Here is a 25,910-nt window from a genome sequence, read left to right as displayed (position 1 = left end):
GTTCCTCTTTCTGGGTTCTTGATATCGGCGGTCAGGTGGAGGCGCCGACCAGATCGGCGTAATGGCGGCTGGCCACGTCGGGGTGGGAGCGGAGGCGGCTTTTCAGCGTGTTCTCCCCGACCGAGCTGTAGAGCGGGTTCAGCGGGTCGCGCTCGGGACCGCGCGCTTCGGCGGCGAGATCGTCCGGCAGCGGCAGCACCGGCACCCGGACATCCAGGCCGGCCCCCAGGAAGAAGGCGGTCGACAGCCGGTCCAACCCGGCCGGCGGCGTCACCACCCGGTGCACGGCGGCGCGGAAATAGCCGTCGGTCGCCAGTTCCAGCAATTCGCCGGCATTGACGACGAAGGTGCCGGGGACCGGCGGCACATCGGCCCAGCCCCCGTCGGTTTCGATCTGCAATCCGCTCTGGCGGTGCTGGAGAACAAGCGTCAGCAAGCCGCTGTCTTTGTGCGGGCCGACGCCCTGTCCCACGGCATCGTCGGCAGTGGCATCGTCGGCGGGAACCGCGTCATGGCCCGGATAGCGGATCAGCTTGACGAGCTGTGTCGGCAGGTCGGTCAGGATCGGATCGAAGGCATCCTCCGGCAGGCGCAGGGCCACCGCCACCGTCGACAGGATCCGCCGCGACACCGCGGTCAGCTGGTCCTGGAGGCGCAGCACCGCCGGGCGCAACTCCGGAAGGGCCTCCGGCCACTGGTTGGGGCCTTGCAGGCGGACCCAGGGCGGCGAGTTCGGGCTCCACGGCAAGGCCGGCCGCTCCGCGCCGACGTCCAGCTGTTCGCGCCAGTCGGCCAGACCGCGCGTGCGCTCCCAGCCGGCGCGGGTGTAGCCGCGGAAATGGGGCGAGTTGACCATCTCGATGGACAGCTTGTCCTGCTCCGGCAAGGCGAAGAAGCCGCGCGACAGGTCGAAGACGGAGTCGATGAAGGCCGGATCGACCCCGTGGCCGGTCACATAGAAGGCGCCGAAGCGGCGGATCGCCGCCCGCAGCTCCGACAGGAACAGGGCGCGATCCGCCGCGGCGCCATCCAGGCGGGCGAGATCGAGAAACGGCAGTGGCGGCCGCTCGGCCGAAGAGGGAAGCGCGGTCACAGGACTCTCCTTTGCGGACATGCGTTCGGGAACGCCCGCTTCGTGCAGCGACATGTGAAATCGGATTTTGTGGAAGCCGGCGCCGCTCAGTCGGTGCGGCTGCGCGCCTTCAGCCAGGTGCCGCGCATCTGCGCCCACAGCCGGCTGACCGGCGCATCGGGCGTCAGCCCGTCATTCACGGCACACATCCCCATGGCTTCCGGAAGCGGGATCCAGACCATGGTCTGTTCGGACGCTGCGGAGGCGGAGGCCCGGCGGGCCGTCTGAGGATTGGCCATGATAGCGTTCCAGTACAATGACTTGGGAGGTTAGGGCTTGAGGCTTGGCACGGCCGCCGGGGTCACGGAACTCCAGGCGGCATCCCGGTTTCACATCCGATCATTACGCGGAAGACTCTTATTGTCTATCATAATTGTGGATTTATGAGCCGAGAAAATTCTATTTGAACATTTTTAATATGTTGATTGGTAAATTTTCACGAAACCGTTGACAGGGCATTTTCCCTATCTGCTAATTAGGGAATAAGCGCTGCCCCTTCGCGGCTGCCCTGCCAACCGCCGGTCCGCGACCGGATCGGGCCTGTCGGGCGCCTTTTCGATGCGGCGCTCCGCTGCTTTCACAAAACAACAAACTCATTGCGGGAAACCACCATGCGCACTCCTTCGCAGGCTCCTTCGCGTCCAACATCCCGAAGCGGCCTGTCGCCGCGATTTCTGATCGCCGGCGCCCTCAGCCTCGCCATCGGCCTCGCCCTGACCGGCGCCGCCAAAGCCGGTCCGACGCTGGACGCGATCAAGGCGCGCGGCAGCATCAAGGTCGGTGTCGGCACCCAGCCGGGCTTTTTCGCCCCCGACAGCAACGGCCGCTGGCAGGGCTTCTTCGTCGATTTCGGACGGGCGCTGTCCATCGCCGTGTTCAACGACCCGGACAAGGTGCAGTTCGTCTCCTCCTCGCCGCAGCAGCGCCTGCCGGCCCTGCAATCGGGCGAGTTCGACATCCTGCTGTCGGGCGTGACCCAGACCTTCACCCGCGCCACCAAGCTGGGCTTCCATTTCGGCCCGGTGGTCTTCTATGACGGCCAGGGCCTGCTGGTGCCGAAGAAGCTGGGGGTGAGCAAGGGCAAGGAGCTGAACGGCGCCACCGTCTGCGTCCAGACCGGCACCACCGGCGAGCTGAACATCACCGACTTCTTCCGGCAGAACAGGATCGCCTTCAAGCCGGTGGTGATCGAGGAAACCGCCGAGAACCAGAAGGCCTTCGCCAGCGGCCGCTGCGACGTGCTGACCCAGGACGCGTCCGATCTGGCGATCACCCGCACCCAGCTGCCCAAGCCCGACGATTACGTCCTGCTGCCCGAACGCATCTCGAAGGAACCGCTGGCCCCGGCCATCCGCTATGGCGACGACCAGTGGCTGGAGATCGTCAACTGGGCGGTCTACGCCACCATCCAGGCGGAGGAGCTGGGCATCACCCAGGCCAACATCGACAGCTTCCTGACCAGCGCCGATCCGACGGTCCGCCGTTTCCTGGGCGTCGATCCCAGCCTGGGCGAAGCGGCCAAGCTCGACCCGAAATTCGCCTACACCATCGTCAAGACCGTGGGCAATTACGGCGAGATCTTCGAGCGCAACGTCGGGCCGGCGACCAAGGTCGGGCTGGACCGCGGCTTCAACAAGCTGTGGACCCAGGGCGGCCTGCTCTACGCCCCGCCCTTCCGGTGAGCAACCCCATGCCGCCCGGTGCCTTGCGCTCCGATCCGATTGCTGCGGTCACCCTCTGGTGGGGTGGCCGCAGCGGCCTTCAGGCGGCGATCCTGGCGCTGGTGCTGCTGGGCGGCTTCCTGCTCGGCTCCAACACGCTGGCGAACATGGAGCGCTTCGGCATCACGCCGGGCTTCGCCTTCCTCGGCCGCCCGGCGGGCTTCGAGATCGGGGAGGCGCTGCTCGACTACCGGCCGCAGGACAGCTACGCGCTGGCCCTGCTGGTCGGGCTGCTGAACACCGTCAAGGTCGCGGTGGCTGGCTGCGTGATCGCCACCGTCCTGGGCGTGCTGCTGGGGGTGGCGCGGCTGTCCGGCAACGCGCTGCTGTCGGGGCTGGTGCAGGGCTATGTCGAACTGGTCCGCAGCACGCCGCTGCTGCTGCAACTCTTCTTCTGGAGCGCCACCTTCCAGGCGCTGCCTTCCCCACGCCAGGCGCTGAACCCGCTGCCGGGCGTGTTCCTATGCAACCGCGGCATCCAGCTGCCCGCCTTCGCCGACGGACGGGCGGGAGGATGGCTGCTCGCGGCCGTCGCATTGGCGCTGGCGCTCGCCCTTGCCGGGAGCGTTCTGCGCCGGCGCCTCGGGCGGCGGGATGCGCTGTCCGGACTGTCGGTCGCGGCGGCCACATGCGGCCTGCCCGTCGCGCTGCTGCTGGCGTCGGGCGTGCCGTTGCAGGTCGAGCTTCCTGAACTTGCCGGTTTCAACTTCAGCGGCGGGACGACGGTATCGCCGGAATTCTCCGCCTTGCTGGTCGGGCTGGTCGTCAACGCCGCGGCGATGATCGCGGAGATCGTGCGCAGCGGCATCCAGGCGGTGCCGGCCGGACAGTGGGAGGCCGCCCGCGCGCTGGGCCTGCCGCGCCACAGGATCATGCGGCTGGTGGTCCTGCCCCAGGCCATGCGGGTGATAGTGCCGCTGCTGACCTCCAGCTATCTCAACCTGACCAAGAATTCGAGCCTCGCCGTCGCGATCGGCTTCCCCGATCTGGTCAGCGTCATCAACACCAGCGCCAACCAGACGGGGCAGGTGCTGGAAACCATGGCGATCATGATGGGCGCCTATCTGACGGTGAACCTCGCGGTCTCGGCGGCGATGAACCTGTACAACCGCCGGCTGGCGGCGAGGGGGGCGCGATGACCGACGGCGTCCTGCAAAGCGCCCCACCGCTGGCCACACCGTTGCCCCGTTGGCAGCGCCTGTGGGCCGGCCTGTTCGGCACGCCGCTGAATGCCGCGGTGACGCTCTGCTGCCTCGCCCTTCTCGGCTGGGCCGTGCCGCCGCTGCTGCGCTGGACCTTGCTGGATGCCGTGTGGGTGGGGCCGGCCGACCGCTGCGCCGACGCGGCCGGCGCCTGCTGGGCCTTCATCGGCGAGAAGCTGCGCTACATCCTGTTCGGCTTCTACGACCAGGACCGGCAGTGGCGCCCTGCGGCGGCCGGCGCCATCCTGCTGGCGCTGGCCGGGCTCAGCGGCATGCCGCTGTTCTGGCGGCGGGCGACGCTGTGGCTCTGGCTTTTCGGGCTGGCCGCCGCCCTGCTGCTGCTGACCGGCGGGCCCGGCGGGCCGGCGGTGCCGACCGAGCGCTGGAGCGGCCTGCCGGTCAGCCTGCTGCTCGCCGTCGTCGGGCTGGTCGGCGCCTTCCCGCTGGCGGTGCTGCTGGCGCTCGCCCGGCGCAGCTCCATGGGCGGGGTGCGGACGCTGGCCGTCCTGTTCATCGAGGTGACGCGCGGCGTGCCGCTGATCGCGGTGCTCTATGTCGCAACCCTGCTGCTGCCGCTGATGCTGCCCGCCGGCGCCGCCATCGACAAGCTGCTGCGGGCGCAGATCGCCATCGTCCTGTTCGTCTCCGCCTATCTGGCCGAGATCGTCCGGGCCGGCCTTCAGTCGATCCCGGCGGGCCAGTATGAAGCCGCCCAGGCGCTGGGGCTCGGCTATTGGCAATCGATGCGGCTGGTGATCCTGCCGCAGGCGCTCAGGACGGTGATCCCCTCCATCGTCACCCTGGCGATCGGCCTGTTCCAGGACACCACGCTGATCATCGTCATCGGCCTGTTCGACCTGCTGAACACTGCGCGCACCGCCGCCAAGGACCCGGCTTGGCTCGGATTCTACGACGAGGCGTTCGGCTTCGCGTCGCTGATCTACCTGACGGTCTGCGTGATCGCGTCGCGCTACAGCCTGTGGCTGGAACGCCGGCTGCGGCGGTGAGAACCGCTCGCCGCAGCCAGCCGGATCAGGAGTAGAAACCCGGTTCCGGCAGCGCGCCGGTCAAGGCATGGACGCCCAGCTCCTTCAGCTTGTAATCCAACGGATCATGCAGGGAGTGGGTTCGGACATTGCGCCAAAAGCGGTCGAAGCCATAGCGCCCGGCGGTTCCCCGTGCGCCCGTAATATCGAACAGCCGGCCGGCGGCATCCAGGCCGGCACGGGCGGCGGCCACCTTGAAGGTGGCGACGGCGAGCGAGGTCTCGCCCCGCTCCTGCGCCCCCAGCGACCGTCCGCGCTCCCACGCCCGTTGCAGCCGGTCGAGCGCCAGCCCGCCCAGCGCGTCCGCCGCAGCAACGGCCAGCTGCACCTCGCCGAAATGGTGCAGCAGATAGGGGTCCTCGGCGGCGCTGGCCACGCCCGACGCCCGCCACGGCCGCCCTTCCGTCAGGGTGAAGCCGCGCGCCGCCGCCAGCGCCCCTTCGGCGATGCCGAGATAGAGGCTGGCCAGGATCGACTGGGCGATGCAGGGGCGCAGGCTGGAGGCGACGTCGCCGAACGGCCCCGGCGGTCCCAGGATGTCGGCGGCCGACACCGCCACGTCGGTGAAGGTGACGGTGCCGCTGTCGGTCTGGCGCTGGCCGATGGCGTCCCAATCGTCCAGCACGGCGATGCCGGCACGGTCGGCCGGCAGCACCATCACCCGCAACACCCCGTCCGGCCCGTCCGCCGACACCAGCAGCAGGTCGGAATCGGTTGCCCCGGAGCAGAAGCTCTTGGTGCCGTTCAGACTCCAGTTCTGCGGTTCCTCCTCCGCCGGCTCCCCGGCCGGCGTCAGGTGGGTGCGGCGGTCGAGCGGGTTCAGCGCATTGCCCCAGAACAGGCCGCGCCGGGCGGTTGCGGTCAGCAGCCCCGCCCGCTGGGTCGGATTGCCATAGAGCAGGATCGAGGCGACCATCAGGTGATGGAAGGCGAACAGATGGGCCAGCGAGGAATCGACCTGCGCCAGTTCCCGCACCGACCCCAGGATCGCCGGCCAGCCTTCCCCCTGCCCGCCATAGGCCGCCGGGATCGCCAGGGTCAGCAGGCCGGAGCGGCGGATGGCGTCGCGTTCCGCCTTGGCGGTGCCGCCGGCCCGGTCTCGGGCGACGGCGGTCTCGGCCAACAGGCTTTTGAGGTCGGCCAGCGCCCCGCGCAGGGCCGGGCTGGACAGCGGAACGAGGCTCATGAGGCACTCCTGGCCGGCTGAAGATCGCCGAAGGGGCTGACGAAGGCGACGTCGGGTGCGGCCTGAGCTGCCGGCGGCGGGGCCGTTACCGGCAGCAGCGGGAACAGCAGGTCGGCGACGCGGTGCGCCTCCCCCAGATGCGGGTAGCCGGACAGGATGAAGCTGTCGATGCCGAGATCGCGGTATTCCAGCAGCCGGTCCGCCACCTGCCGCGGGTTGCCGACCAGCGCGGTTCCGGCCCCGCCGCGCACCAGCCCGACGCCGGCCCACAAATTCGGCGCCACCACCAAATCCGCGCGGGAGGCAAGCTCGGTCATCCGGCGCTGGCCTTCGGATTCGAAGCGGCGGAAGGCGCCGTGCGCGGCCTCGACGGCGCTGCGGTCGATCTTGCTGATGAGTTTCTCGGCGGCGGCCCAAGCTTCCGTCTCGGTCTCGCGCACGATGATGTTGACGCGCAGGCCATAGGACAGGGTGCGACCATGCGCCGCCGCCCGCGTCCGCACGTCCGCGATCTTGGCGGCCACCGCGTCGGGCGGCTCGGCCCAGGTCAGGTAAGTGTCGAAATGCTCCGCCACCGCGGCATGGCCGGCGGGCGACGAGCCGCCGAAGAACAGCGGCGGATGGGGCCGCTGCACAGGCCGCAGCGGCACGGCGGCACCCTTCACCGTCACGTGGCTGCCGGCGAAATCGACGGTCTCGCCGGCCAGCACCCGCTTCCACACCGTGAAGAACTCGGCCGCCTGGGCATAGCGGGCGTCATGGTCGAGGAAGACGCCGTCGCCGGCCAGCTCTGCCGCGTCGCCGCCGGCCACCACATTCAGGTAGAAGCGCCCGCCTGACAGCCGGTCCAGCCCGGCGGCAAGCCGCGCCGCGAAGGTCGGCGTCATCGAGGACGGCCGGGTGGCGACGAGGAAGCGCAGCCGCTCCGTCGCCGCGATCAGCGCGGCGGAGACGATGTAGGGCTCCTCGCAGGCCTTGCCGCAGGGAACCAGCACGCCGTGGTAGCCGCGCCGGTCGGCGGCCTGGGCGATCTCCGTCAGATAGTCCAGGGTGGCGGGCCGGCTGTCGACCTGGCTGCCCAGATAGGGGCCGTCGCCATGCACCGGCAGGAACCAGAAAATGTCCATGGGTCGGTCCTCCGCTCAGAGATCGAGCGCCAGCAGGCGCCGGGCATTGTCGAACAGCAGCCCGTCGAGCACCGCCCCGTCGAAGCCGAGCTTCAGGAAATCCTCCACCGTCTGCTTCATCGGGCGGAACGGATAGGAGCTGCCGAACAGCAGCTGGTCGCGCAGGAAGCCGTTGGCGGCCTCGACATAGAGGCGGCTGCCGGGCAGGAAGAGGTACATGTCCGGCACGATGTGGACGTTGGGATGGCGGAAAGCGATCCCGACGATCTCCGCCACATGCGGCCAGAAGCCATGGTGGATGACGATGTTCAGGGTGGGGAACGCGCGGGCGATGCGGCCGACCGGGGCCGGGTCGTTGAAGCGCGGGTCCGGCGTGGTCGGGCCGGTCATCAGGAAGACCGGCACCTTCAGCTGGTCGCAGGCGTCATAGACCGGCAGCAGCGACGGATCGTCGAAGGCAATCGCCGGATCGAGGAAGCCCGGCTCCAGATTGATGCCCTTCAACCCCAGCGCGGTAACGGCTCGGCCCACCTCAACCACCGCGGCGGCGATGCCCTGGCGCTGCGGATCGACGGAGCCGATGCCGATCAGGTCCGGCCGCCCGGCGACCAGCTCCTGCACCCGGTCGTTGGAGGTGCTGACGCCGGGGGTGTCGCGGCCGATGATGGCGGCGGCGGTGATGCCGGCTTCCCGCACATCGGCAAGATAGCCGTCCAGCGTGTGGGAGCGGGTGAAATGGGCGTCGTCGCCACGGGTGCCGACGCGCCGGTTCAGCCATCTGGCCGTCTCGAAGCCGGGGGTGCCGGGGGTCGCCCCATAGAAATCATGCAGGAAGGCGGGGCGGCTGCGCAGGTCGATGATCTTGCGGGACACGGTTGCGGTCTCCGGTTGCAGGGTCTGCCCTGGAGGGGCAACATCGGTGCCAAACCGGCTTGTTGTTTGTTTTCAATTGCTTGACCAAGGTTCTCCCCGGCCGCCGCGCTGCAATTGCAACAGCCGCCGCCGGGGAATTGCTGCATGGGCAGCGCTGGTTTCACATGTCGCCCGTTACGCCCAGGTGCCGGACCACACCGCCTCGCGCACCGAGATGCTGGACTTCAGCAGACCGGAAGCGTGGAAGCTGTCGGCGACCGCCTGCTGCCGCCGCACAGCACGGTCGTCGAGCGGTTTGGCCCCGTAGGTCAGCCGGCTGAAGGCCAGTTCCAATGCCTGGGCGGCAATGCCGAGATCGCGGGTCATGCTCTGCGCCGCCTCCGCCGCGTGCAGGGCGGCGTATTCGCCGGCCTTGCCCACCTCGTCCAGCAGGATGGAGACGGCTTCCGGGTTGCGGTCGGCGAAGCTCTGGTTGGCGAGGTAGAACTGGTGGTTGGGCACCAGCCCGCTGCCGTCGGTCAGCACCCGCGTGTCGTCGCGGATCTGGGCCGAGGAGAGCAGCGGATCCCAGATCGCCCAGGCATCCACCATCTCGTCGAGCAACGCCTCCAGCGCCGCCGCCGGCTGCATATGGACGATCCGCACGTCGTCCAGGGTCAGCCCATAGGCCTGCAAGGCCCGCAGCAGGAAGTAATGGACGTTCGAGCCGGTGTGCAGCGCCACCGTCCGCCCGCGCAGGTCGGCGGTGCTGCGGAACGGGCTGTCATGGCGGACCAGCAGCGCCTCGGCATTGGGAGCCGGCGGGTCGTAGCCGACATAGACCAGCGGCACCCCGGCCGCCTGGGCGAAGACCGGCGGCGCCTCCCCGGTCGCCACGAATTCCACCTGCATGCTGCCGAGCGCGTCCATCATCTGCGGGCCGGACACGAACTCGGTCCAGGTGACGCGGTAGCCATGGGCGGCCAGCCGCTGCTCCACGGCGCCTCGCATCTTCAGGATGCTGGAGGTGCCGAATTTCTGGTAGCCGATCGGCAGTTCCACCAGTTGGGCAGGCGGCCGGGCGGGCCGGGGCGAGACCGCCGGAGCGGAAAGCTTGGACCCCCGTTCCTGGCCCCGCTCCTCCCCCGGCTCCGCCGCGCCGGGGCGGCGGCGCGGTGCGATGGCGCCGAGATGGGCCAGCTGGGTGCGGAAGGCGTTCCGGGTCATCCCCAAGCTTTCCGCCGCCCGCATCTGGTTGCCGTCCGCCAACTCGAAGGCGCTGCGCACCGCGGTGCGGACCAGCCGCTCATACAGGTCGGCCTCGCCCTCGGCGACGGCGCGGGCGACCAGCGCCCTCACCGCCCCCTCCAGGTCGCAGGGTGGCGGTTCCACCCCTCCCGAAGCTCGGCCCTGCCCTTCGCAGCGCAGCCGGACGTCGTCCGCGCCGATCTCCGGGCCGGGCGCCAGCAGCACGGCGTTGTGCAGCACATTCTCCAGCTGGCGGATGTTGCCCGGCCAGGGGCAACGGGCCAGCCGGCGCAACGCCTCCCCGCTCAGCGACAATTCCGGCCGGCCGAGCCGTTCCTTGTGAAGGTCGAGGAAATGCCCGGCCAGCGGCGGGATGTCGCCCGGCCGCTCGCGCAGCGGCGCCAGGCGCACCGAGGCGACGTTCAAACGGAAAAACAGATCCTCGCGGAAGCGCCTGGCCTCCACCGCCGCCTCCAGATCGACGTTGGTGGCGGCGATGACGCGGACGTCGATGGGAATGGGCTTGCGCGAGCCGACGCGCACCACCTCGCGCTCCTGCAGCACGCGCAGAAGCTTGACCTGAAGGGCGGGCGGCAGGTCGCCGATCTCGTCCAGCAGCAGCGTGCCGCCATGGGCGGCCTCGAACCAGCCGGCTTGGGTCTTCAGCGCACCGGTGAAGGCCCCCTTCTCGAAGCCGAACAGTTCGGCCTCTGCCAGCGTGTCGGTGAAGGCGCCGCAATTCACGGCGACGAAGGGGCCGTCGGCCCGCCGGCTGCGGCTGTGGATATAGCGCGAGACCAGTTCCTTGCCGGTGCCGGTCTCGCCTATGATCAGCACGGTGGCGTCGCTGGGCGCCAGCCGGTCGAGATCGGCCTGGAGCCGTTGCGACTGCGGATCCTCGAACACCATGGCGGTGGCGCGGATCTTCGGCTTGCGCCCCCGGCTGGCCGGGTCGAAGGCGACGATGCGGCGCTGTTCGTAACCGGCGGCGTCGATGCCCGGTCCGCACCCCCCGTCCTGCCCCACGACAACGGACGGCAAGGCGGCGGCGTCGAACCGGCAGGAGGACAGGCCGGGCCCCGGATGGGGAGCGGCGTCGAAGGCTGTCGCGGCGGGCCAGCGGTCACTGGGCGGGATCCTGGTCATGGCGGCACCTGCTTCCTGAGGCGGGCATCGTCGGGTCACCCCGAACATTCCCCAGTGTATCAATATGGAAATTGATTCAATATTACAAACTCATGTAGTTATTATTGAACAATCTACGACAGCATAATGCCTACATGCTGTTGCATGTGCAGCAGGAATGGTGTGAAGCCTGCTGCCTTTGAAGCGGGATTTTCCGCGATCCCTGCATGGTCTCTTCAACAAAATCAGCCAGTTATGCATCTGGCACACGGCTTGCGCCTATGGCTCCGGACAACCCCGCACTGGAGCTTGTGTACAATGGGCAAGATCAAGGTCGTCACCGTCTCCGGCAATCTGGGCGCCCGGTCCCGCACCCGCGCCCTGATCGATGCCGTGGTGGAAGGCGTCGAGGCGCAAACCGCCATCCACCGCACCGACATCGTCATCGGCGAACTGGCGCCGGAGCTGGGGGCGCTGACCGATCCGAAGGCCGCGCCGCCGCGCGTGGCCGACGCGCTGGCCGCCATCGCCGGCGCCGATCTGCTGGTGGTCGGCACGCCCGTCTACAAGGGCTCCTACACCGGGCTGTTCAAGCATCTGATCGACTTCATCGACCCCAACGCCTTGGGCGGCGTGCCGGTGGTGCTGACCGCGACCGGCGGCAGCCCGCGCCACGCCCTGGTGATCGAACACCAGCTGCGCCCGCTGTTCGGCTTCTTCCTAGCCCATACGGTGCCGACCGGCGTCTTCGCCCAGGACAGCGACTTCACCGACTACCGCCTGAGCAGCGCCGACATCGCTGCCCGCGCGACCCGCGCCGCCGACGAGGCGGTGCGCATCGCCGCACTCGGCCGGCTGACGGCTCCCACCGCTTCCCTGGCCGCCGCGCCATTGGTCGCCGCCTGATCCTCCCTTCTTCCGCTCCCGGAGACTTCGCCATGACCGCCACCACGACTGCCAATTCCGACGCCGTGAAGTTCGCCTATTGGGTTCCGAACGTGTCCGGCGGCCTCGTCATCAGCAAGATCGAACAGCGAACCAGTTGGGACATCGACTACAACCGCAAGCTGGCGCAGATCGCCGAGCAGGTCGGCTTCGAGTATGCGCTGAGCCAGATCCGCTTCACCGCCGGCTACGGTGCCGACAACCAGCATGAATCGGTCGCCTTCACCCATGCCCTGCTGGCGGCGACCGAGACACTGAACGTCATCGCCGCGGTGCTGCCCGGCCCCTGGCACCCGGCCCTGCTGGCCAAGCAGGTCGCCACCATCAGCCATCTGACCAAAGGCCGCATCGCCGTCAACATCGTCAGCGGCTGGTTCCGCGGCGAGTTCCAGGCCATCGGCGAGCCGTGGCTGGACCATGACGAGCGTTACCGCCGGTCGGAGGAGTTCATTCGCGTCATCCGCGGCGTCTGGTCGGAGGACGATTTCTCCTTTAACGGCGCCCATTACCGCTTCGAGAACTACACGCTGAAGCCGAAGCCGCTGGCCCCGCTGCCGGAGATCTTCCAGGGTGGCAGTTCCCGCGCCGCCCGCGACATGGCGGCCCGCGTGTCCGACTGGTATTTCACCAACGGCAACACGCCGGAGGGCATCAGGGCGCAGATCGACGACATCCGCGCCAAGGAGGCCGGCACCGGCCACCGCGCGAAGATCGGCGTCAACGCCTTCGCCATCGTCCGCGAGACCGAGGAGGAGGCCCGCGCCGTCCTTAGCGAGATTCTCGAAAAGGCCGATCCCGACGCGGTGAAGGGCTTCCATCACGAGGTCCAGAACGCCGGCAACGCCTCGCCGGAGCGCGAGGGCAACTGGGCCAAGTCCACCTTCGAGGATCTCGTCCAGTACAATGACGGCTTCAAGACCAACCTGATCGGCACGCCGCGTCAGGTGGCGGAGCGCATCGTCCACCTGAAATCCATCGGCGTCGATCTGGTTCTGCTCGGCTTCCTGCATTTCCAGGAGGAGGTCGAGTATTTCGGCCGCCACGTCATCCCGCTGGTCCGCGAACTGGAAGCGGCCAGGGAGCGGGAAGCGGTCGCCGCCTGAGCAAGTCCCGCGGGGGAGGCCCACCTCCCTCGCCCCATAACCCGAGGTCTTCAGCGGAGCGCGCCCATGCCGGCCGTCCTTTCCGAACCCTTTGTCTCGCCCGCGGCGGGGAGCGTTCCGTCCGCCCTGGCGGTGGAGGCGCTGTCGCTGTCCTTCGGCGGCGTCACGGCGCTGAGCGACATCTCCTTCGCCGTCGCGCCGGGGGAAATCCGGGCGGTCATCGGTCCGAACGGCGCCGGCAAAAGCTCGCTGCTCAACGTCGTCAGCGGGCTGTACCGGCCCGACCGCGGCCGGGTCTGGCTCGGCGGGCACAGCTTCGCTGCCGTGCCGACCGACCGGCTGGCGAAGCTCGGCGTGTCCCGCAGCTTCCAGAATCTGGCGCTGTTCAAGGGGCTGTCGGTGCTGGACAACGTCGCCGCCGGCCTGTCGCACCGGCTGCGCGCCGGGGTGCTGGCCCAGGTCATCGGCCTGCCGGCCGCCCGGCGGGAACGGGCGGAGGCCCAGGCCAAGGCGGAGGAACTGCTGGCCTTCCTGCATCTCGACGGTGTCCGCGACCGGCCCGCCGGCACCCTGCCCTACGGGATGCAGAAGCGGGTCGAGCTTGCCCGCGCCCTGGTGGCGCGGCCCCGCCTGCTGCTGCTGGACGAGCCGATGGCCGGTATGACCCTGACCGAGAAGCGGGATCTCAGCGGCCACATCCGCGCCGCCCGCGACGATCTCGGCACCACCATCGTGCTGATCGAACATGACGTCGGCGTCGTGATGGGGCTGTCGGACCGCATCGCCGTGCTGGATTACGGCCGGCTGATCGCCGACGGCACACCCGATCAGATCCGCAACGACCCGGTGGTGATCGACGCCTATCTCGGCGTCGCCCACGACCTCGAAGCCGGAGAGGGCATCTGAGCCATGGAGTGGCAATTCTTCACCGAGGTGCTGGTCGGCGGCCTGCTGTCGGGGGTGATGTACTCCCTGGTCGCCATCGGCTTCGTCCTGATCTACAAGACCAGCGGCGTGCTGAACTTCGCCCAGGGCGCGCTGCTGCTGTTCGCGGCGCTGACCTTCGTCAGCCTGACGGAACGCGGACTGCCCATCTGGGCGGCGATCCTGCTGACGCTGGCGGCGATGACCGCCATCGGCGCGCTGATCGAGCGCACGGTGCTGCGCCCGCTGGTCAACCAGCCGCCGATCACCCTGTTCATGGCGACGCTCGGCGTCTCCTACGTCATCGAGGGAGCCGCACAGCTGCTGTGGGGCACCCAGGTGCATGGTCTGGATCTGGGCATCGACGACCTGCCGCTGGAGATCGGCGGCGTGCTGATCAGCAGCTTCGACCTGTTCGCCGCGGCGGTGGCCGGGGCGATGGTGGCGGCGCTGACCCTGTTCTTCCGCTACACCCGCATCGGTCTCGGCTTCCGCGCCGTCGCCGACGACCAGCTGGCCGCGCTGGCGGTGGGGTTGAGCCTGGACCGCATCTGGACCGCGGTGTGGACAGCGGCCGGGGTGGTGGCGCTGGTCGCCGGCCTGTTGTGGGGAGCGCGGCTGGGCGTGCAGTTCTCGCTGTCGCTGGTGGTGCTGAAGGCGCTGCCGGTGCTGGTGCTCGGCGGCTTCGATTCCATCTCCGGAGCCATCGTCGGCGGCCTGATCGTCGGCGCGGTGGAGAAGCTGGCGGAGGTCTATGTCGGCCCGTTCGTCGGCGGCGGCATCGAGGGATGGATCGCCTATGTCGCCGCCCTCGGTTTCCTGCTGATCCGCCCCTCCGGCCTGTTCGGCGCCAAGCCGGTGGAAAGGGTCTGAGCCATGACCGATCTCGCGCTTGAGAAGGCCGGAACCGCCACGGTGCGCCGCCTCTCCCCCGCCCCGTTCGGCATCGGTGCCCTGCTGATCGTCGCCTACGGCGTCCTGCCGCTGGTCGCCAGCGAATATCTGTTCGACGCCATCCTGACGCCCTTCCTGGCGCTGGCACTGGCCGGGCTGGGGCTGAACATCCTGATCGGCTATGCCGGGCAGGTGTCGCTGGGATCGTCGGCCTTCATGGCGGTCGGCGCCTATGCCGCCTACAATCTGGCGCTCCGCCTGCCGGGCCTGCCCTTCCTGGTCGACATCCTGCTGGCCGGGCTGGTCGCCGCCGCGGTCGGGCTGCTGTTCGGCCTGCCCAGCCTGCGGCTGCGCGGCTTCTACCTCGCCGTCTCGACGCTGGCCGCCCAGTTCTTCGTGCAGTGGGTGTTCAACAAGGTCGGCTGGTTCTCCAACGACAGCCCGTCGGGCATCGTCACCGTGCCGCCGCTGTCGGTTGCCGGCCTGCCGCTCGACAGCTCCGCCGGCCGCTATCTGTTCGCGCTCGGCGTGGTGACGGCGGTGACGCTGGCGGTGTGGCGGCTGGTGGAAAGCCCGACCGGCCGCGCGCTGGTGGCCCTGCGCGACCACGAGACGGCAGCACGGGTGATCGGCATCCCGGTGCTGCGGGTCAAGCTGCTGGCCTTCGCCGTCTCCTCCTTCATCATCGGCGTCGCCGGCGTGCTGTGGGCCTTCGCCTATCTGCGCACGGTGGAGCCGGCCGGCTTCAACCTCGACCGCTCCTTTCAAATCCTGTTCATCGTCATCATCGGCGGGCTTGCCTCGCTGCGCGGGGCCTTCCTGGGGGCGGCGCTGATCGTCGTCTTCCCGCTGCTGCTGTCCCGACTGGGCGAGGCGCTGCTGGGCGGGCTGTTCGACAGCGGCGTGCTGGAGATGAGCCAGCGCATCGTGCTCGGCCTGCTGATCGTGACCTTCCTGATCGCCGAACCGGCCGGCCTGACCGCCCTGCTCGACCGGGCCTGGAGCCGGATCGCCGGACGCTTCCGCCGGGCCGGCTGACCGCAAAAAAAACCGGGGCATCCCGCCCCTTTTCAAAAACCGCCCTTTCCAACGGAGACACACCAGATGTCGCGTCCTAACACCCGAACCTTGTCCCTGAAAGCCTTGTCCCTGAAGGCCGCCCTGCTCGGCGCGCTGCTCGGCACCGCCGCCCTGCTGCCCGGCGCGGCACGGGCCGACGAGCAGTATTTCCCGCTGCAAAGCTACCGCGTCGGTCCCTATGCCGCCGGCGGCACCGGCTTCTTCGGCGGCTTCATCGACTATCTGACGCTGGTCAACAACCGGGACGGCGGCGTCAACGGCGTCAAGCTGACCTGGGACGAGTGCGAGACCCAGTACGAGGTCGAACGCGGCGTCGAATGCTACAAGCGGCAGAAGAACCGGCCCGGCGTCGCCGCCTGGAACCCGCTGTCGGTCGGCATCGCCTATGCCATGATCGACGATGTGGGGCGCGACAAGGTTCCGCTGATCACCGTCAACCACGGCCGCACCGACAGCACCGACGGCCGCGTCTTCAAATATGTCTTCCCGCTGCTGCTGAACCCGTACAGCGAAAGCTCGGGCATCGTGAACTACATCGGCACGCGGGAAGGCGGGCTGGAGAAGCTGAAGGGCAAGAAGATCGTGGTGCTCTACCACGGCTCGCCCTACGGCAAGGAGACCATCCCGATCTACCAGCTGCTGGCCGAGAAATACGGCTTCTCGGTCGAGCAGGTCGAGGTGCCGCACCCCGGCAACGAGCAGCAGTCGCAATGGCTGTCGATCCGCCGGACCAAGCCCGACTATGTGGTGCTGCGCGGCTGGGGCGTGATGAATCCGGTGGCGCTGAAGACCGCGCAGAAGGTCGGCTTCCCGGCCGACCGCATCATCGGCAATGTCTGGTCCAACTCCGAAGAGGACGTCATCCCGGCCGGCGACGCCGCCAAGGGCTACACCGCCATCACCACCCAGGCGTCGGGTGCGGACTATCCGGTGCTGCAGGAGATCGCGAAGACGGTCTACGGCGCCGGCAAGGGCAATCTGGACGACAAGAAGCGGATCGGCAGCGTCTATCACAATCTCGGCATCGTGAACGGCATCCTGAACGTCGAGGCTGTGCGCATCGCCCAGGACAAGTTCGGCAAGCGGACCCTGACCGGCGACGAGGTGCGCTGGGGCTTCGAGCATCTGCGGCTCGATCCCGCACGGGTCGAGGCGCTGGGCGCCAAGGGCCTGTTCCATTCCATCAACGTCAGCGTCGCCAACCATGAAGGCGAAGGGCGCGTGACCTTCCAGCAGTGGGACGGCGCCAAGTGGAAGGTGGTGTCCGACTGGATCGCCCCGGACTGGGCCCTGCTGCGCCCGATCATTGAGAAGTCGTCGCTGACCTACGCCGCCGAGCACGGCCTCCAGGTCCGCGACCCCGCCGCCGAAGACGCGAGCAACTGACCGCAGCCCGGAGGAGTTCCGCCACCATGACGATCAACGAGGTGCTGCTGTCGCTGGACGGGGTCGAGGCGACCTACAACCACGCCATCCGTGCGCTGTCGGGCGTCAGCCTGACCGTGCGGACAGGGGAGATCGTCGTCCTGCTCGGCGCCAACGGGGCCGGCAAGACCACCGCCCTGAAGGCGTTGTCCGGCCTGCTGCCGGCGGAGCGCGGCCAGATCGCCGCCGGCAGCATCGTCTATGACGGTGAGGACGCCACCCGCCGCAGCCCGGCCGAGCTGGTGCGCGCCGGGCTGGTGCAGGTGCTGGAGGACCGGCATTGCTTCCGCTCCCTGACCGTCGAGGACAATCTGATTGTCGGCGGTCAGGTGCGGGGCCTGGGCAGCACCGCCCTGCGCTCCGAGTTGGAGCGCATCTACGCCCTGTTCCCCCGGCTGCGCGAGAGGCGCAAGACCCCCGCCGGCCTGACCTCCGGCGGGGAGCAGCAGATGACGGCCATCGGCCGGGCGCTGATGGCGCGGCCCCGCCTGCTGGTGCTGGACGAGCCGTCGATGGGCCTCGCCCCGCTGGTGGTCGAAGGCATCTTCGCCGCGCTGAAGCGCCTGAACCGCGAGGAGGGGCTGTCGATTCTGGTGGCCGAACAGAACTCCACCGTCGCCCTGCGCCATGCCGACCGCGCCAGCGTGCTGGAGACCGGCCGCACCGTGCTGGACGGCTCCGCCGCCGACCTGCGCGACCGCGACGACATCAAGGCCTTCTATCTGGGCTTCGGTGTCGGCAGTCCCGCCGCCGCCGCAACCACCCCTACCGCTGCCTGAGCGGACCAACCCGAAACCGATAAAGGATACGAGACGATGAGCACTGCCGTTCTCGACACAGCCCCCAAAACCTCCGACAGCAAAACCGCCGATCCCGCGCCGCAAGGCGTGCCCGGCCTGCCGCGCCCCGCCAAGCCCGCCCACGTCATCAAGGACGACGCCGAAGCCATCGCGGTGGCGGAGGCGCTGGCCCGCAAGGTCGCCGACAGCGCGTCGAAGCGCGACCGAGAGCGCATCCTGCCGGTGGCCGAACTGGACGCCTTCTCGCAGAGCGGCCTGTGGTCGATCAACGTGCCGAAGGCGTTCGGCGGGCCGGAGGTCTCCTACGCGACGTTGGCCAGGGTGGTGCAGATCGTGGCGGCGGCCGACCCCTCGCTGTCGCAGATCTCGCAGAACCATCTGGGCGTGGTCGCCGCCATCCGCACCGTCTCGGACGAGGCGCAGCAGCGCCTGCTGTTCGGCGAGGTGCTGAAGGGCATCCGCTTCGGCAACGCCTTTTCCGAATTCGGCACCAAGCGCGCCGCCGACTTCGCCACCAGCTTCACCGACGAGGGCGACCATGTGCTGGTGACCGGCCGCAAATTCTACTCGACCGGCGCCCTGCTCGCCCATCTGGTTCCCATTGTCGCGGTGGACGACCAGGGCCGTGCCTGGTACGCCATCGCCGACCGCAACGCCCCTGGCCTGACGGTGATCGACGACTGGTCGGGCTTCGGCCAGCGCACCACGGCCAGCGGCACGGTGATCCTCGACAAGGTGAGGGTGCCGAAGAGCCATCTGGTGCCCGGCTACAAGGGCTATGAGGTGCCGACCGCCGACGGCGCCATCTTCCAGATCATCCAGGTCGCGGTCGACAACGGCATCGCCGAGGCGGCGATCCGCGACACGCTGGAATTCGTGCGCAGCCGCAGCCGTCCCTGGGTGGACAGCGGGCAGGACCGGGCGTCCGACGATCCCTACACCATCCAGGCGGTCGGTCGCCTGACCCTGCGGCTGCACGCCGCCGAAGCCTTGCAGGAAAAGGCTGGCCTCGCGGTGGATGCCGCCGTCGCCGCCCCCGGCGCCGAAACCGTCGCCCGGGCCCAACTGGCGGTGGCGGAGGCCAAGATCCTCAGCACCGAAATCGCGCTGGAGGCGAGCAGCACCCTGTTCGAACTGGCCGGCACCCGCTCCGTCCTGGCCGAGCATAACTTCGACCGACACTGGCGCAACGCCCGCACCCACACGCTGCACGACCCGGTGCGCTGGAAATACGCCATCCTCGGCAACCATGCCCTGAACGGCGTCAACCCGCCGCTCCATGCCTGGAGTTGACAGCAGGAGTTGAGCCGACGGGACAGGATCGGTGCGGCGGCGGCCACCGGGGATCGTCCGGATGCTCAGGCCGCCGCCGCATCCCGGAAGAGGCAGCGGGCGTCGCCAGCGGTTCCGATGGTCAGCACGGCGGCTTGCAGGCGGTCGACCGCCGGTTCGGCCAGCACCCGCGCCGCATTGGCGCGGAACTTCGCGATCACGGCCGCATCGTCCATCGGACGTTCGCGGCAGCCGCGCGGATGGGACAGCCGCGGCCCCTCGAACCAGCGCCCGCGCGCATGCACCCGCACCTGTCCGGCGGGCCGGCGCGTCTCCCCGCCCATCGCCCCGTCGATTTCAGGATCGACGGCCGCGATGACGCGGGCGGCCAAAGCCGCGCGGTCATCGTCGGCGAGGGCTCCGGCGACATGCCAGTCCACCGGCGGCAGCCCCAGCGCGAGGCAGGCAAGACAGTAAGGCAGGCTGAACTGCGCATCGACCATGGTGGCGGGGGCCGCATCCATGAAGTCGCGCGCCATACCGGCGGAGGTCAGAACCTCGATTCGCTCGATCTCACCGGCCGCCAGCCCGTGGCTGTCGCGCAGAATCTCGAAGGATTCCAGCGCCGTGTGCATCAAGCGGCAGGCCGGATAGGCCTTGAAGCTGGCATGGCGTGTCCACCAGACCTCTCCCAGCCCATCACACAGGACGTCCGGATCGAAGCGGTCCGAACCGATCATCCGCCAGAACCCGGTCGGCCCGTCGAGCACATCGGCGGCACCGACCAGCCCAGCCATGGCGTAGCCGACGGCACGCAGCCCGGCCTCCGCGGCGGGGGCGTTGAAATCCTTGAAGGACACCAGCGGGCGGGCATCCCAATTGTAGCGCCGCAGGCTCGGCACCGGCGCCAGCGTGCCGGCGAAGCCGAATGCATTGGCGAGATCGGTGCCACCAAGCCCGAGAAGGCGTCCGTAGACGGCAGCCGCCGCCAGCGACTGGTGCTGGCACACGCCATAGACCTGCCGGAACCGCTCCTGGCTCGGCTGGATCGACAGGATGATGCGGGCGTTGATCTCATAGGCGGCGGCAAGCGCCGCCAGCAGCGTTGCGCCGTCGGCACCGGACACGGCCACGCCGCTCAGCGCGGCGGCGACCAGCGTCGCGCCCGGATGCCCCATGCCCTTGCCGTCGACCTCGAAGCCGTCGTCATGATCGAGCGCGTTCATCGCCGTGGAATTGACGAAGGCAGCTCCGGCCGGCGCGAGCGACACCCCCATGCCCGGCACCGGACAGGGGCCGTCGGCACAGTCCGCCCGCACGGCGGCCAGCACGCGCCGGGTCAGATCGGTGTCCGCACCGGCGAGGCCGCAACCGAGCGCGTCGAGCAGATGCAGGGTGATCTTGGCGAGGACGTCGGCGGGGATGTCCGCCACCTCCAGCCCCGCCGCGAAATCGGCCAGACGCCGCGTCAGCGAGGTCATGGAGTGTTCATCGGCGTCGAGACGGGGTGCATGGGCGAACCGTCAGAACCGGAAGGCGGTGAAACGGTCGAGGAAGCGCCGCGTGCGCTCCTCGCGCGGGGACTTCAGCACCTGCTCGGGCGGGCCGTCCTCCAGGATGCGGCCCTCGTGCAGGAACAGGATGCGGGTGGCGAAGTGATAGGCGAAGCCCAGCTCATGCGTCACCAGCAGCATGGTCCGCCCGTCCTCCGACAGGTCGTTGATGACGCCGAGCACCTCCCCCACCAGCTCCGGATCGAGCGACGAGGTCGGCTCGTCGAACAACAGCACCTCCGGGTCCATCGCCAGGGCGCGGGCGATGGCGACGCGCTGCTGCTGGCCGCCGGACAGGCGGGCCGGATGGGCGTCGGCCTTGCCGCCGAGGCCGACGCGTTCCAGATGCCGCTGCGCCGTCCGCCGCGCCTCGGCCTTCGGCCGGCCGAGCACCGACAGTGGCCCCTCCATCACATTCTCCAGCGCGGTCATGTGCGGGAACAGGTTGAACTGCTGGAACACCATGCCGACCCGCGCCCGCAGGCGGTTCAGCTCGGCCTCGCGGTAGCGGGTGGCGCCGCCGGCCGCCGGCTTGCCCACCGCCTCGCCGTCGAGGATCAGGCGCCCCCTGGTCGGCATCTCCAGCACGTTCATGCAGCGCAGAAGCGTGCTCTTGCCCGACCCGCTGGAACCGAGGATCGCGATGCGCTCGCCCCGGCGGACCGACAGGTCGATGCCCTTCAGCACCTCGGTGGAGCCGAAGCTCTTGTGCAGGTCCTCGACCTGCAACACGACGTCGCCGGCCACGGTCATGCCCGTCCCGCCGCGAAGTGCCGTTCCAGCGCGTAGGATGCCAGCGTGAAGGGGTAGATCAGCAGGAAATAGATCATGGCCACGACGGTGAAGGTTTCCATGGGAATGTAGTTCTGGCTGCTGAACAGCCTTGCGGTGTACATCAGCTCGTGCACGGTGATGATCGAGGCGACCGAGGTGTTCTTGGCGAGTTCGACCGCGCGGTTGGTGAAGGCCGGAACCATGCGCCGCACCGCCAGCGGCAGGATGATGCGGCGCAGCAGCCGCAGCCGCCCCATGCCGAGCGCCCGCCCCGCCTCCCACTGCCCAGCCGCAACCGACTGGATTCCGCCGCGGTAGATCTCGGCGCAATAGGCCGACGCGTTCAGGCTCAGGGCCAGTGCCGCGGCTGCGAAGGCCGGCAGTTGGATGCCGCTCACCACCGGCAGCGCGTAGTAGAACCAGATGAGTTGGACCAGGACCGGGGTGTTGCGGAACAGCTCGACATAGCCGCGCGCCGGCCAGGCGATCCAGCGCCGCGGCGAGAGGCGGGCGAGACCGACGAGCAGGCCGCCGGACAGGCCGGCGGCGAGCGCCACCGCCCACAGCGCCAGCGTCAGGCCGCAGGCTTCGAGAAGCAGGTCGATGTTGGCGAAGACCTCGCCGAACTGAAGCTCCGGCATCGTGATCGTCGGCATCGTCACCGCGCTCCCGCCCGGCGGCCGCGGGCCTCCAGCCACTCCGCGATCTGGCTGGCGGAGAACAGGACGACGAAGAACAGTCCGGCCACCACCGTATAGACCTCCAGCGGGCGGTAGGTCTGGGTCACGATCACCATGGCGCTGTAGATCGTCTCGTGGAAGGCCAGCGCCGCGGCCAGCGTCGTGGTCTTCACCAGTTCGAAGCTGCGTTCGACGAAGGGTGCCGCCATCCGGCGGGCGGCCTGGGGCAGGATGATGCGGCGCATCAGCCGCACCCGCCCCATGCCGAGCGCCCGGCCGGCCTCCCACTGGCCGGTCTCGACCGACAGGATGCCGCCGCGGAACACTTCGGCGAAGAAGGCGGCGGACTGGACGCCCAGCGCCGCCAGGGCGGCGGCGAAGGGCGGCAGGGTCAGCCCGAACGCCATCGGCAGGCCGTAGAAGAACCAGAAGAAATGAACCAAGGGCGGCGTGTTGCGGTAGAATTCGGTGAAGGCCAGCGCCGGCCAGGACAGCGTCCGCCGGCCCGACAGGCGCATCGCCGCCAGCACGCCGCCGATCGCCACCCCCACCGCGATGCCGCAGACCGACAGCAGCAGCGTCTGGCCCAGACCGGCCAGCAGGATGTCGGCATTGCGGGCGACGGCGAAGAAATCCCAGACATAGCCCATCAGGCGTTCCTGCGCTCCCGTTCCTGCGCTGCGAGACCGCCCCCGGACCGGCCGGGGGCGGATGGCCGGGTCAGGTCCGGGACCATTGCTCGCGCACGAGGGCCGGAGCATCCTTGGGATCGATCCCGCGGAAGGCGAGGAACTCCTCGTAGATCTTCTGGATCCGGCCCGATTCATAGAGTGACTGGATGGCGATGCCGACCCAGTCGCGCCATGACTTGTCCACGTCGCGGCGCACGCCGGCGCTGGTCGAGGCGGCACGGATCGGGTCGGGCAGCAGAACGGTGCCGCGCTTCACGCGGCTGCGCAGCATGACCAGCGCCGGATGGAACAGCGAGACCGCATCGACGCGTCCGGAGACGAAAGCGGCCCCCACCTCGTCGATGTTGGGGAAGCGCTCCAGCTTGGCATTGGTCAGGCGGACGGTCAGTTCGCGGTCCGGCGAGGTGCCGAGCACGACGCCGATGCGCACATCGGGCTTGTCGAGGTCGCTCCAGCTCTTCGCCGCCAGACCGTCGCGGGCGAGGATGCCGAGCGCATAGTAGAACATCGGCTGCACCGGGAAATCGACGGCGAGCGCACGCTGGGGCGTCGCGTCCATGGCGAACAGCACGTCGAACTGCCCCGCCTGGAGGCCGGCGACCGCGGTTCCCCAGGTCGTCTCGACGGCGACCGGCTTGACGCCGAGTTCCTCGGCCAGGGCGACACCGGCGCCCCAGCCGATCCCCTTCCACTCTCCCGACCGCTGGTCCTTGAAGAACCAGGGCTCGCCCGGCGGCGTTCCGATCCGCAGTTCGCCGCGGTTGCGAACCTGCTGGAGCGTATCCGCGGACTGCTGCGCCGCCGCCGGCGCCGGCGTGACGGCGACCAGCGAGGCCCCGGCCCCCGCGCCGGTCAGCATGATCGCACCGAGCGCCCTGCGCCGCTGAATCTTAACTTCATCCATGGTCTGCACTCCCTTTTCCCAAAGGGTTATCGATGGCTTTGTTGTTTCGCAACACAAAAGCGTATGCATACTGTGAATTATTAGAATTCACATCTTGATAGTGTTTTTATCTGTCGTTTCGAGAGCGTCGGGACGCCACGCAACGCCGATGAATGCGGCTCCATGGCCCGGCTCACGCTCCATTGCGTTATTTCCTATTTATAAGATATAGTTTAAAAATGAACAACCAATTTATATGGTGAATTATATGATCGACGTGGCAGTGCCCTCCTCCAGCCGACGGGCACGCTTGCGCTGCCTGCCGGAAGCGCCGACCTGGATTCTGGCGCTGGTCATTTATGGGGGTTGGGGAGTGCTGACATGGTTCGACCATGCCCTGCCCTGGTGGGTGGTGCTGCCGCTGGGATCCTGGCTGATCGCCTGGCACATGTCGTTGCAGCACGAGGTCATCCACGGCCACCCGACCCGCTCGACGAGGATCAATGCGGCGCTGGGATTCGCCCCGCTCAGCCTCTGGCTTCCCTATGAGCGCTACCGTCAGTCGCACACCACCCATCATCGCGAAGAGTGGCTGACCGATCCAGTCGAGGATCCGGAATCCCGCTATGTCACCCCGGCGCATTGGGCGGCGCGCGGTCCGCTGGCGCGGACCCTTCTGCGGGTCGACAACACGCTGGCCGGCCGCCTGACCATCGGCCCGGCCCTCGCCATCGCCGGCTTCCTGCGCGGCGAGGCCGTCCTGCTGGCGCGCGGCGACCGCGAAGCCTGGACCATCTGGTTGACGCATGGCGCGGCAGCGGGGGCGGTCGCCGCCTGGGTGATTCTGGTCTGCGGGATTTCGCTGTGGACCTATGCGCTGCTCTATGCCTATCCCGGTTTCGCCCTGGCCCTGGTCCGGTCCTTCGCTGAGCATCGCGCCGCCGGGGACAGCGACCACCGCACCGCCATCGTCGAGCGCGCGCCGCTGTTCGGGCTGCTGTTCCTCCACAACAACCTGCATGTCGTCCATCATCTGCGGCCGGACCTGCCCTGGTACGCCATCCCCGCCTATTACCGTGCGAACCGGAGCGCGCTGATCGCCCGGAACGGCGGTCTGGTCTACCGGGGGTACGGCGAGGTGGCCCGTCGCTATCTGTTCACCCCGCACCACCAGCCGCCCCACCCCTTCACCCACTGACCCCGACAGGGGGTTGAGGACGCGAAGCACCCATCATGCGAAGCGAAGAGTCTGCCCGACACCCAGCCGGGCAGCCTTCTCCAGCAGCGCATGGCCGAGCGCGATGTCGCTGAGGCTGAGGCCGCGATGCCAGAACAGGATGGTCTCCTCGTCGCTCTCGCGGCCCGGCCGCAGGCCCGCGACGATCTGGCCGAGTTCGGCATGCAGGTTTTCCTCGCTCAGCCGGCCGCTGTCGACATGGGCGCGGAGCGCGCCGAAGGGCAGTCCCTTGCGGCACTGGCCCCAGTCGTCCACCACCATCTTGTCCATGATGTCGGTCAGCGACAGCTCGACCGCGCTCATGGTGCCGTAGGGCACGACCAGCGCCCCCTTGGCGATCCAGTCGGTCTTCAGCAGCGGCGCCGGTTCCGGCAGGCGCGAGGCTTCGACCACGATGTCGGCGCCGCGCACGCAGCTCTCCCAATCCTCCGTCGCCACCACCGGCTTGCCGAGGTCGCGCGACAGCCGCGCGGCGAAGCCGTTGCGGCTGTCGGGACGGCGCGAATGGACGCGGATTTCATCGAAGTCGAACAGCCGGTCGAGCAGCCGGACATTCCAATAGGCGGTGCCGCGCGCGCCGATGTGACCGAGGATACGGCTGTCCTTGCGCGCCAGATGCTTGGCGCCCAGCGCGGTGACGGCGCCGGTGCGCATCTCGGTGATGCCGGTGGCGTCGATGAAGGCCTTCGGCATTCCGGTCTCGGGATCGAACAGGTTGAGTACCGCCATCTCCGACGGCAGGCCGCGCTTGTAGTTGTCGACGAAGTCGCCGACCACCTTGACCCCGGCGACGCCGAGCGGCTTCACCACGCCGCGCAGCACGTTGAAGTGCCCCTTGGCCGAACTTTCGGGAATCAGGTGGACGCGCGGTTCGATCACCGTCCGGCCGCTGCCCTGGGCGTGGAGCGCCTGCTCCACCGCCGCCAGGATCTCATCGTCGGTCAGTGCCAGCCGGTCGACGTCCGGGCCGTTCAGATAGGAAATGCTGATGTCCGCCATCGCGGGAACT

At 68.9% G+C, this 25,910-nt stretch carries 24 protein-coding genes; 12 read left to right on the top strand and 12 right to left on the bottom strand.

Going from position 1 to position 25,910, the window contains the following annotated elements; all coding sequences use genetic code 11:
- Positions 1-31 precede the first annotated feature (31 nt).
- Both TSH64_RS03265 and TSH64_RS03260 read right to left on the bottom strand, forming a co-directional pair.
- The gene (locus TSH64_RS03265; protein ID WP_348770318.1) at positions 32-1,093 is read right to left on the bottom strand and encodes a 2-oxoglutarate and iron-dependent oxygenase domain-containing protein; all 1,062 of its coding nucleotides are present in this window, start codon (positions 1,091-1,093) and stop codon (positions 32-34) included.
- Positions 1,094-1,179: 86 nt separating this feature from the next.
- Positions 1,180-1,371, bottom strand: a complete 192-nt coding sequence (locus TSH64_RS03260) for a hypothetical protein (RefSeq protein WP_109095538.1) — start codon at positions 1,369-1,371, stop codon at positions 1,180-1,182.
- A gap of 372 nt (positions 1,372-1,743) precedes the next feature.
- On the opposite strand from TSH64_RS03260, the gene TSH64_RS03255 reads away from it, so the two are divergent.
- From TSH64_RS03255 to TSH64_RS03245, 3 genes are read left to right on the top strand one after another with little or no spacing between them, the layout of a single operon-like run.
- Entirely contained in the window at positions 1,744-2,814 is a 1,071-nt protein-coding gene (locus TSH64_RS03255) for an amino acid ABC transporter substrate-binding protein (protein ID WP_247872725.1), read from the top strand.
- Between the two features lie 8 nt (positions 2,815-2,822).
- Positions 2,823-3,992, top strand: coding sequence for an ABC transporter permease subunit (locus TSH64_RS03250; protein WP_247872724.1), 1,170 nt, complete (start codon positions 2,823-2,825; stop codon positions 3,990-3,992).
- Positions 3,989-5,062 carry an amino acid ABC transporter permease gene (locus TSH64_RS03245; RefSeq protein WP_109095536.1) on the top strand — a complete coding sequence of 358 codons (1,074 nt, stop codon included), beginning with the start codon at positions 3,989-3,991 and terminating at the stop codon, positions 5,060-5,062. Before TSH64_RS03250 ends, TSH64_RS03245 begins: the two co-directional genes overlap by 4 nt.
- Positions 5,063-5,087: 25 nt before the next feature.
- Here TSH64_RS03245 and TSH64_RS03240 read toward each other — a convergent pair whose 3' ends face one another.
- The 4 genes from TSH64_RS03240 to TSH64_RS03225 form a co-directional block, all read right to left on the bottom strand.
- Positions 5,088-6,287: an acyl-CoA dehydrogenase family protein gene (locus TSH64_RS03240; protein WP_199237422.1), complete on the bottom strand. Its 1,200-nt coding sequence runs from the start codon at positions 6,285-6,287 to the stop codon at positions 5,088-5,090.
- Entirely contained in the window at positions 6,284-7,414 is a 1,131-nt protein-coding gene (gene ssuD, locus TSH64_RS03235) for an FMNH2-dependent alkanesulfonate monooxygenase (protein WP_109095535.1), read from the bottom strand. Before ssuD ends, TSH64_RS03240 begins: the two co-directional genes overlap by 4 nt.
- Positions 7,415-7,429: 15 nt before the next feature.
- Positions 7,430-8,287 (bottom strand): amidohydrolase family protein, encoded by an 858-nt coding sequence (locus TSH64_RS03230; protein ID WP_109095534.1) that lies wholly within the window; start codon positions 8,285-8,287, stop codon positions 7,430-7,432.
- A gap of 174 nt (positions 8,288-8,461) precedes the next feature.
- A complete protein-coding gene (locus TSH64_RS03225; RefSeq protein WP_247872723.1) occupies positions 8,462-10,660 on the bottom strand; it encodes an aliphatic sulfonate ABC transporter substrate-binding protein in 2,199 nt (732 codons plus the stop codon).
- Positions 10,661-10,957: 297 nt separating this feature from the next.
- On the opposite strand from TSH64_RS03225, the gene msuE reads away from it, so the two are divergent.
- From msuE to TSH64_RS03185, 8 genes are all read left to right on the top strand, one after another.
- Entirely contained in the window at positions 10,958-11,545 is a 588-nt protein-coding gene (gene msuE / locus TSH64_RS03220; RefSeq protein ID WP_109095532.1) for an FMN reductase, read from the top strand.
- A gap of 32 nt (positions 11,546-11,577) precedes the next feature.
- A complete protein-coding gene (gene sfnG / locus TSH64_RS03215) occupies positions 11,578-12,687 on the top strand; it encodes a dimethylsulfone monooxygenase SfnG (protein ID WP_109095531.1) in 1,110 nt (369 codons plus the stop codon).
- A 66-nt stretch (positions 12,688-12,753) separates the two neighbouring features.
- The gene (locus tag TSH64_RS03210) at positions 12,754-13,593 is read left to right on the top strand and encodes an ABC transporter ATP-binding protein (RefSeq protein ID WP_109095530.1); all 840 of its coding nucleotides are present in this window, start codon (positions 12,754-12,756) and stop codon (positions 13,591-13,593) included.
- A gap of 3 nt (positions 13,594-13,596) precedes the next feature.
- The gene (locus TSH64_RS03205) at positions 13,597-14,484 is read left to right on the top strand and encodes a branched-chain amino acid ABC transporter permease (RefSeq protein ID WP_109095529.1); all 888 of its coding nucleotides are present in this window, start codon (positions 13,597-13,599) and stop codon (positions 14,482-14,484) included.
- A gap of 3 nt (positions 14,485-14,487) precedes the next feature.
- Entirely contained in the window at positions 14,488-15,543 is a 1,056-nt protein-coding gene (locus TSH64_RS03200) for a branched-chain amino acid ABC transporter permease (RefSeq protein WP_109095528.1), read from the top strand.
- 66 nt (positions 15,544-15,609) lie between these two features.
- On the top strand, positions 15,610-16,971 hold the full coding sequence (locus TSH64_RS03195; protein ID WP_199237421.1) for an ABC transporter substrate-binding protein: 1,362 nt from the start codon (positions 15,610-15,612) through the stop codon (positions 16,969-16,971).
- A gap of 26 nt (positions 16,972-16,997) precedes the next feature.
- A complete protein-coding gene (locus TSH64_RS03190; RefSeq protein ID WP_109095527.1) occupies positions 16,998-17,789 on the top strand; it encodes an ABC transporter ATP-binding protein in 792 nt (263 codons plus the stop codon).
- Between the two features lie 36 nt (positions 17,790-17,825).
- Positions 17,826-19,103 carry an SfnB family sulfur acquisition oxidoreductase gene (locus TSH64_RS03185; protein WP_199237420.1) on the top strand — a complete coding sequence of 426 codons (1,278 nt, stop codon included), beginning with the start codon at positions 17,826-17,828 and terminating at the stop codon, positions 19,101-19,103.
- 65 nt (positions 19,104-19,168) lie between these two features.
- On the opposite strand, the gene TSH64_RS03180 is transcribed toward TSH64_RS03185, so the two are convergent.
- The 5 genes from TSH64_RS03180 to TSH64_RS03160 form a co-directional block, all read right to left on the bottom strand.
- Positions 19,169-20,563, bottom strand: coding sequence for an MmgE/PrpD family protein (locus tag TSH64_RS03180; RefSeq protein WP_109095526.1), 1,395 nt, complete (start codon positions 20,561-20,563; stop codon positions 19,169-19,171).
- 42 nt (positions 20,564-20,605) lie between these two features.
- Positions 20,606-21,388, bottom strand: a complete 783-nt coding sequence (locus TSH64_RS03175; protein WP_109095525.1) for an amino acid ABC transporter ATP-binding protein — start codon at positions 21,386-21,388, stop codon at positions 20,606-20,608.
- Positions 21,385-22,065 carry an amino acid ABC transporter permease gene (locus tag TSH64_RS03170; protein WP_247872722.1) on the bottom strand — a complete coding sequence of 227 codons (681 nt, stop codon included), beginning with the start codon at positions 22,063-22,065 and terminating at the stop codon, positions 21,385-21,387. Before TSH64_RS03170 ends, TSH64_RS03175 begins: the two co-directional genes overlap by 4 nt.
- 2 nt (positions 22,066-22,067) lie before the next feature.
- Complete coding sequence (locus TSH64_RS03165) at positions 22,068-22,739, bottom strand: amino acid ABC transporter permease (RefSeq protein ID WP_109095524.1); 672 nt, start codon at positions 22,737-22,739, stop codon at positions 22,068-22,070.
- Positions 22,740-22,809: 70 nt separating this feature from the next.
- The gene (locus tag TSH64_RS03160) at positions 22,810-23,685 is read right to left on the bottom strand and encodes a transporter substrate-binding domain-containing protein (RefSeq protein ID WP_199237418.1); all 876 of its coding nucleotides are present in this window, start codon (positions 23,683-23,685) and stop codon (positions 22,810-22,812) included.
- A gap of 247 nt (positions 23,686-23,932) precedes the next feature.
- Here TSH64_RS03160 and TSH64_RS03155 point away from each other — a divergent pair, with 247 nt between their 5' ends.
- Entirely contained in the window at positions 23,933-24,862 is a 930-nt protein-coding gene (locus TSH64_RS03155; protein WP_247872721.1) for a fatty acid desaturase, read from the top strand.
- Positions 24,863-24,895: 33 nt separating this feature from the next.
- On the opposite strand, the gene TSH64_RS03150 is transcribed toward TSH64_RS03155, so the two are convergent.
- The gene (locus tag TSH64_RS03150; RefSeq protein ID WP_109095523.1) at positions 24,896-25,900 is read right to left on the bottom strand and encodes an ornithine cyclodeaminase family protein; all 1,005 of its coding nucleotides are present in this window, start codon (positions 25,898-25,900) and stop codon (positions 24,896-24,898) included.
- Between the last annotated feature and the right edge of the window lie 10 nt (positions 25,901-25,910).

Origin of the sequence: Azospirillum sp. TSH64, from assembly GCF_003116035.1 — a bacterium.
GTDB lineage: Bacteria > Pseudomonadota > Alphaproteobacteria > Azospirillales > Azospirillaceae > Azospirillum.
The sequence above is the reverse complement of the archived record's forward strand: the minus strand, read 5'-3'. Positions and strand labels throughout refer to the sequence as shown.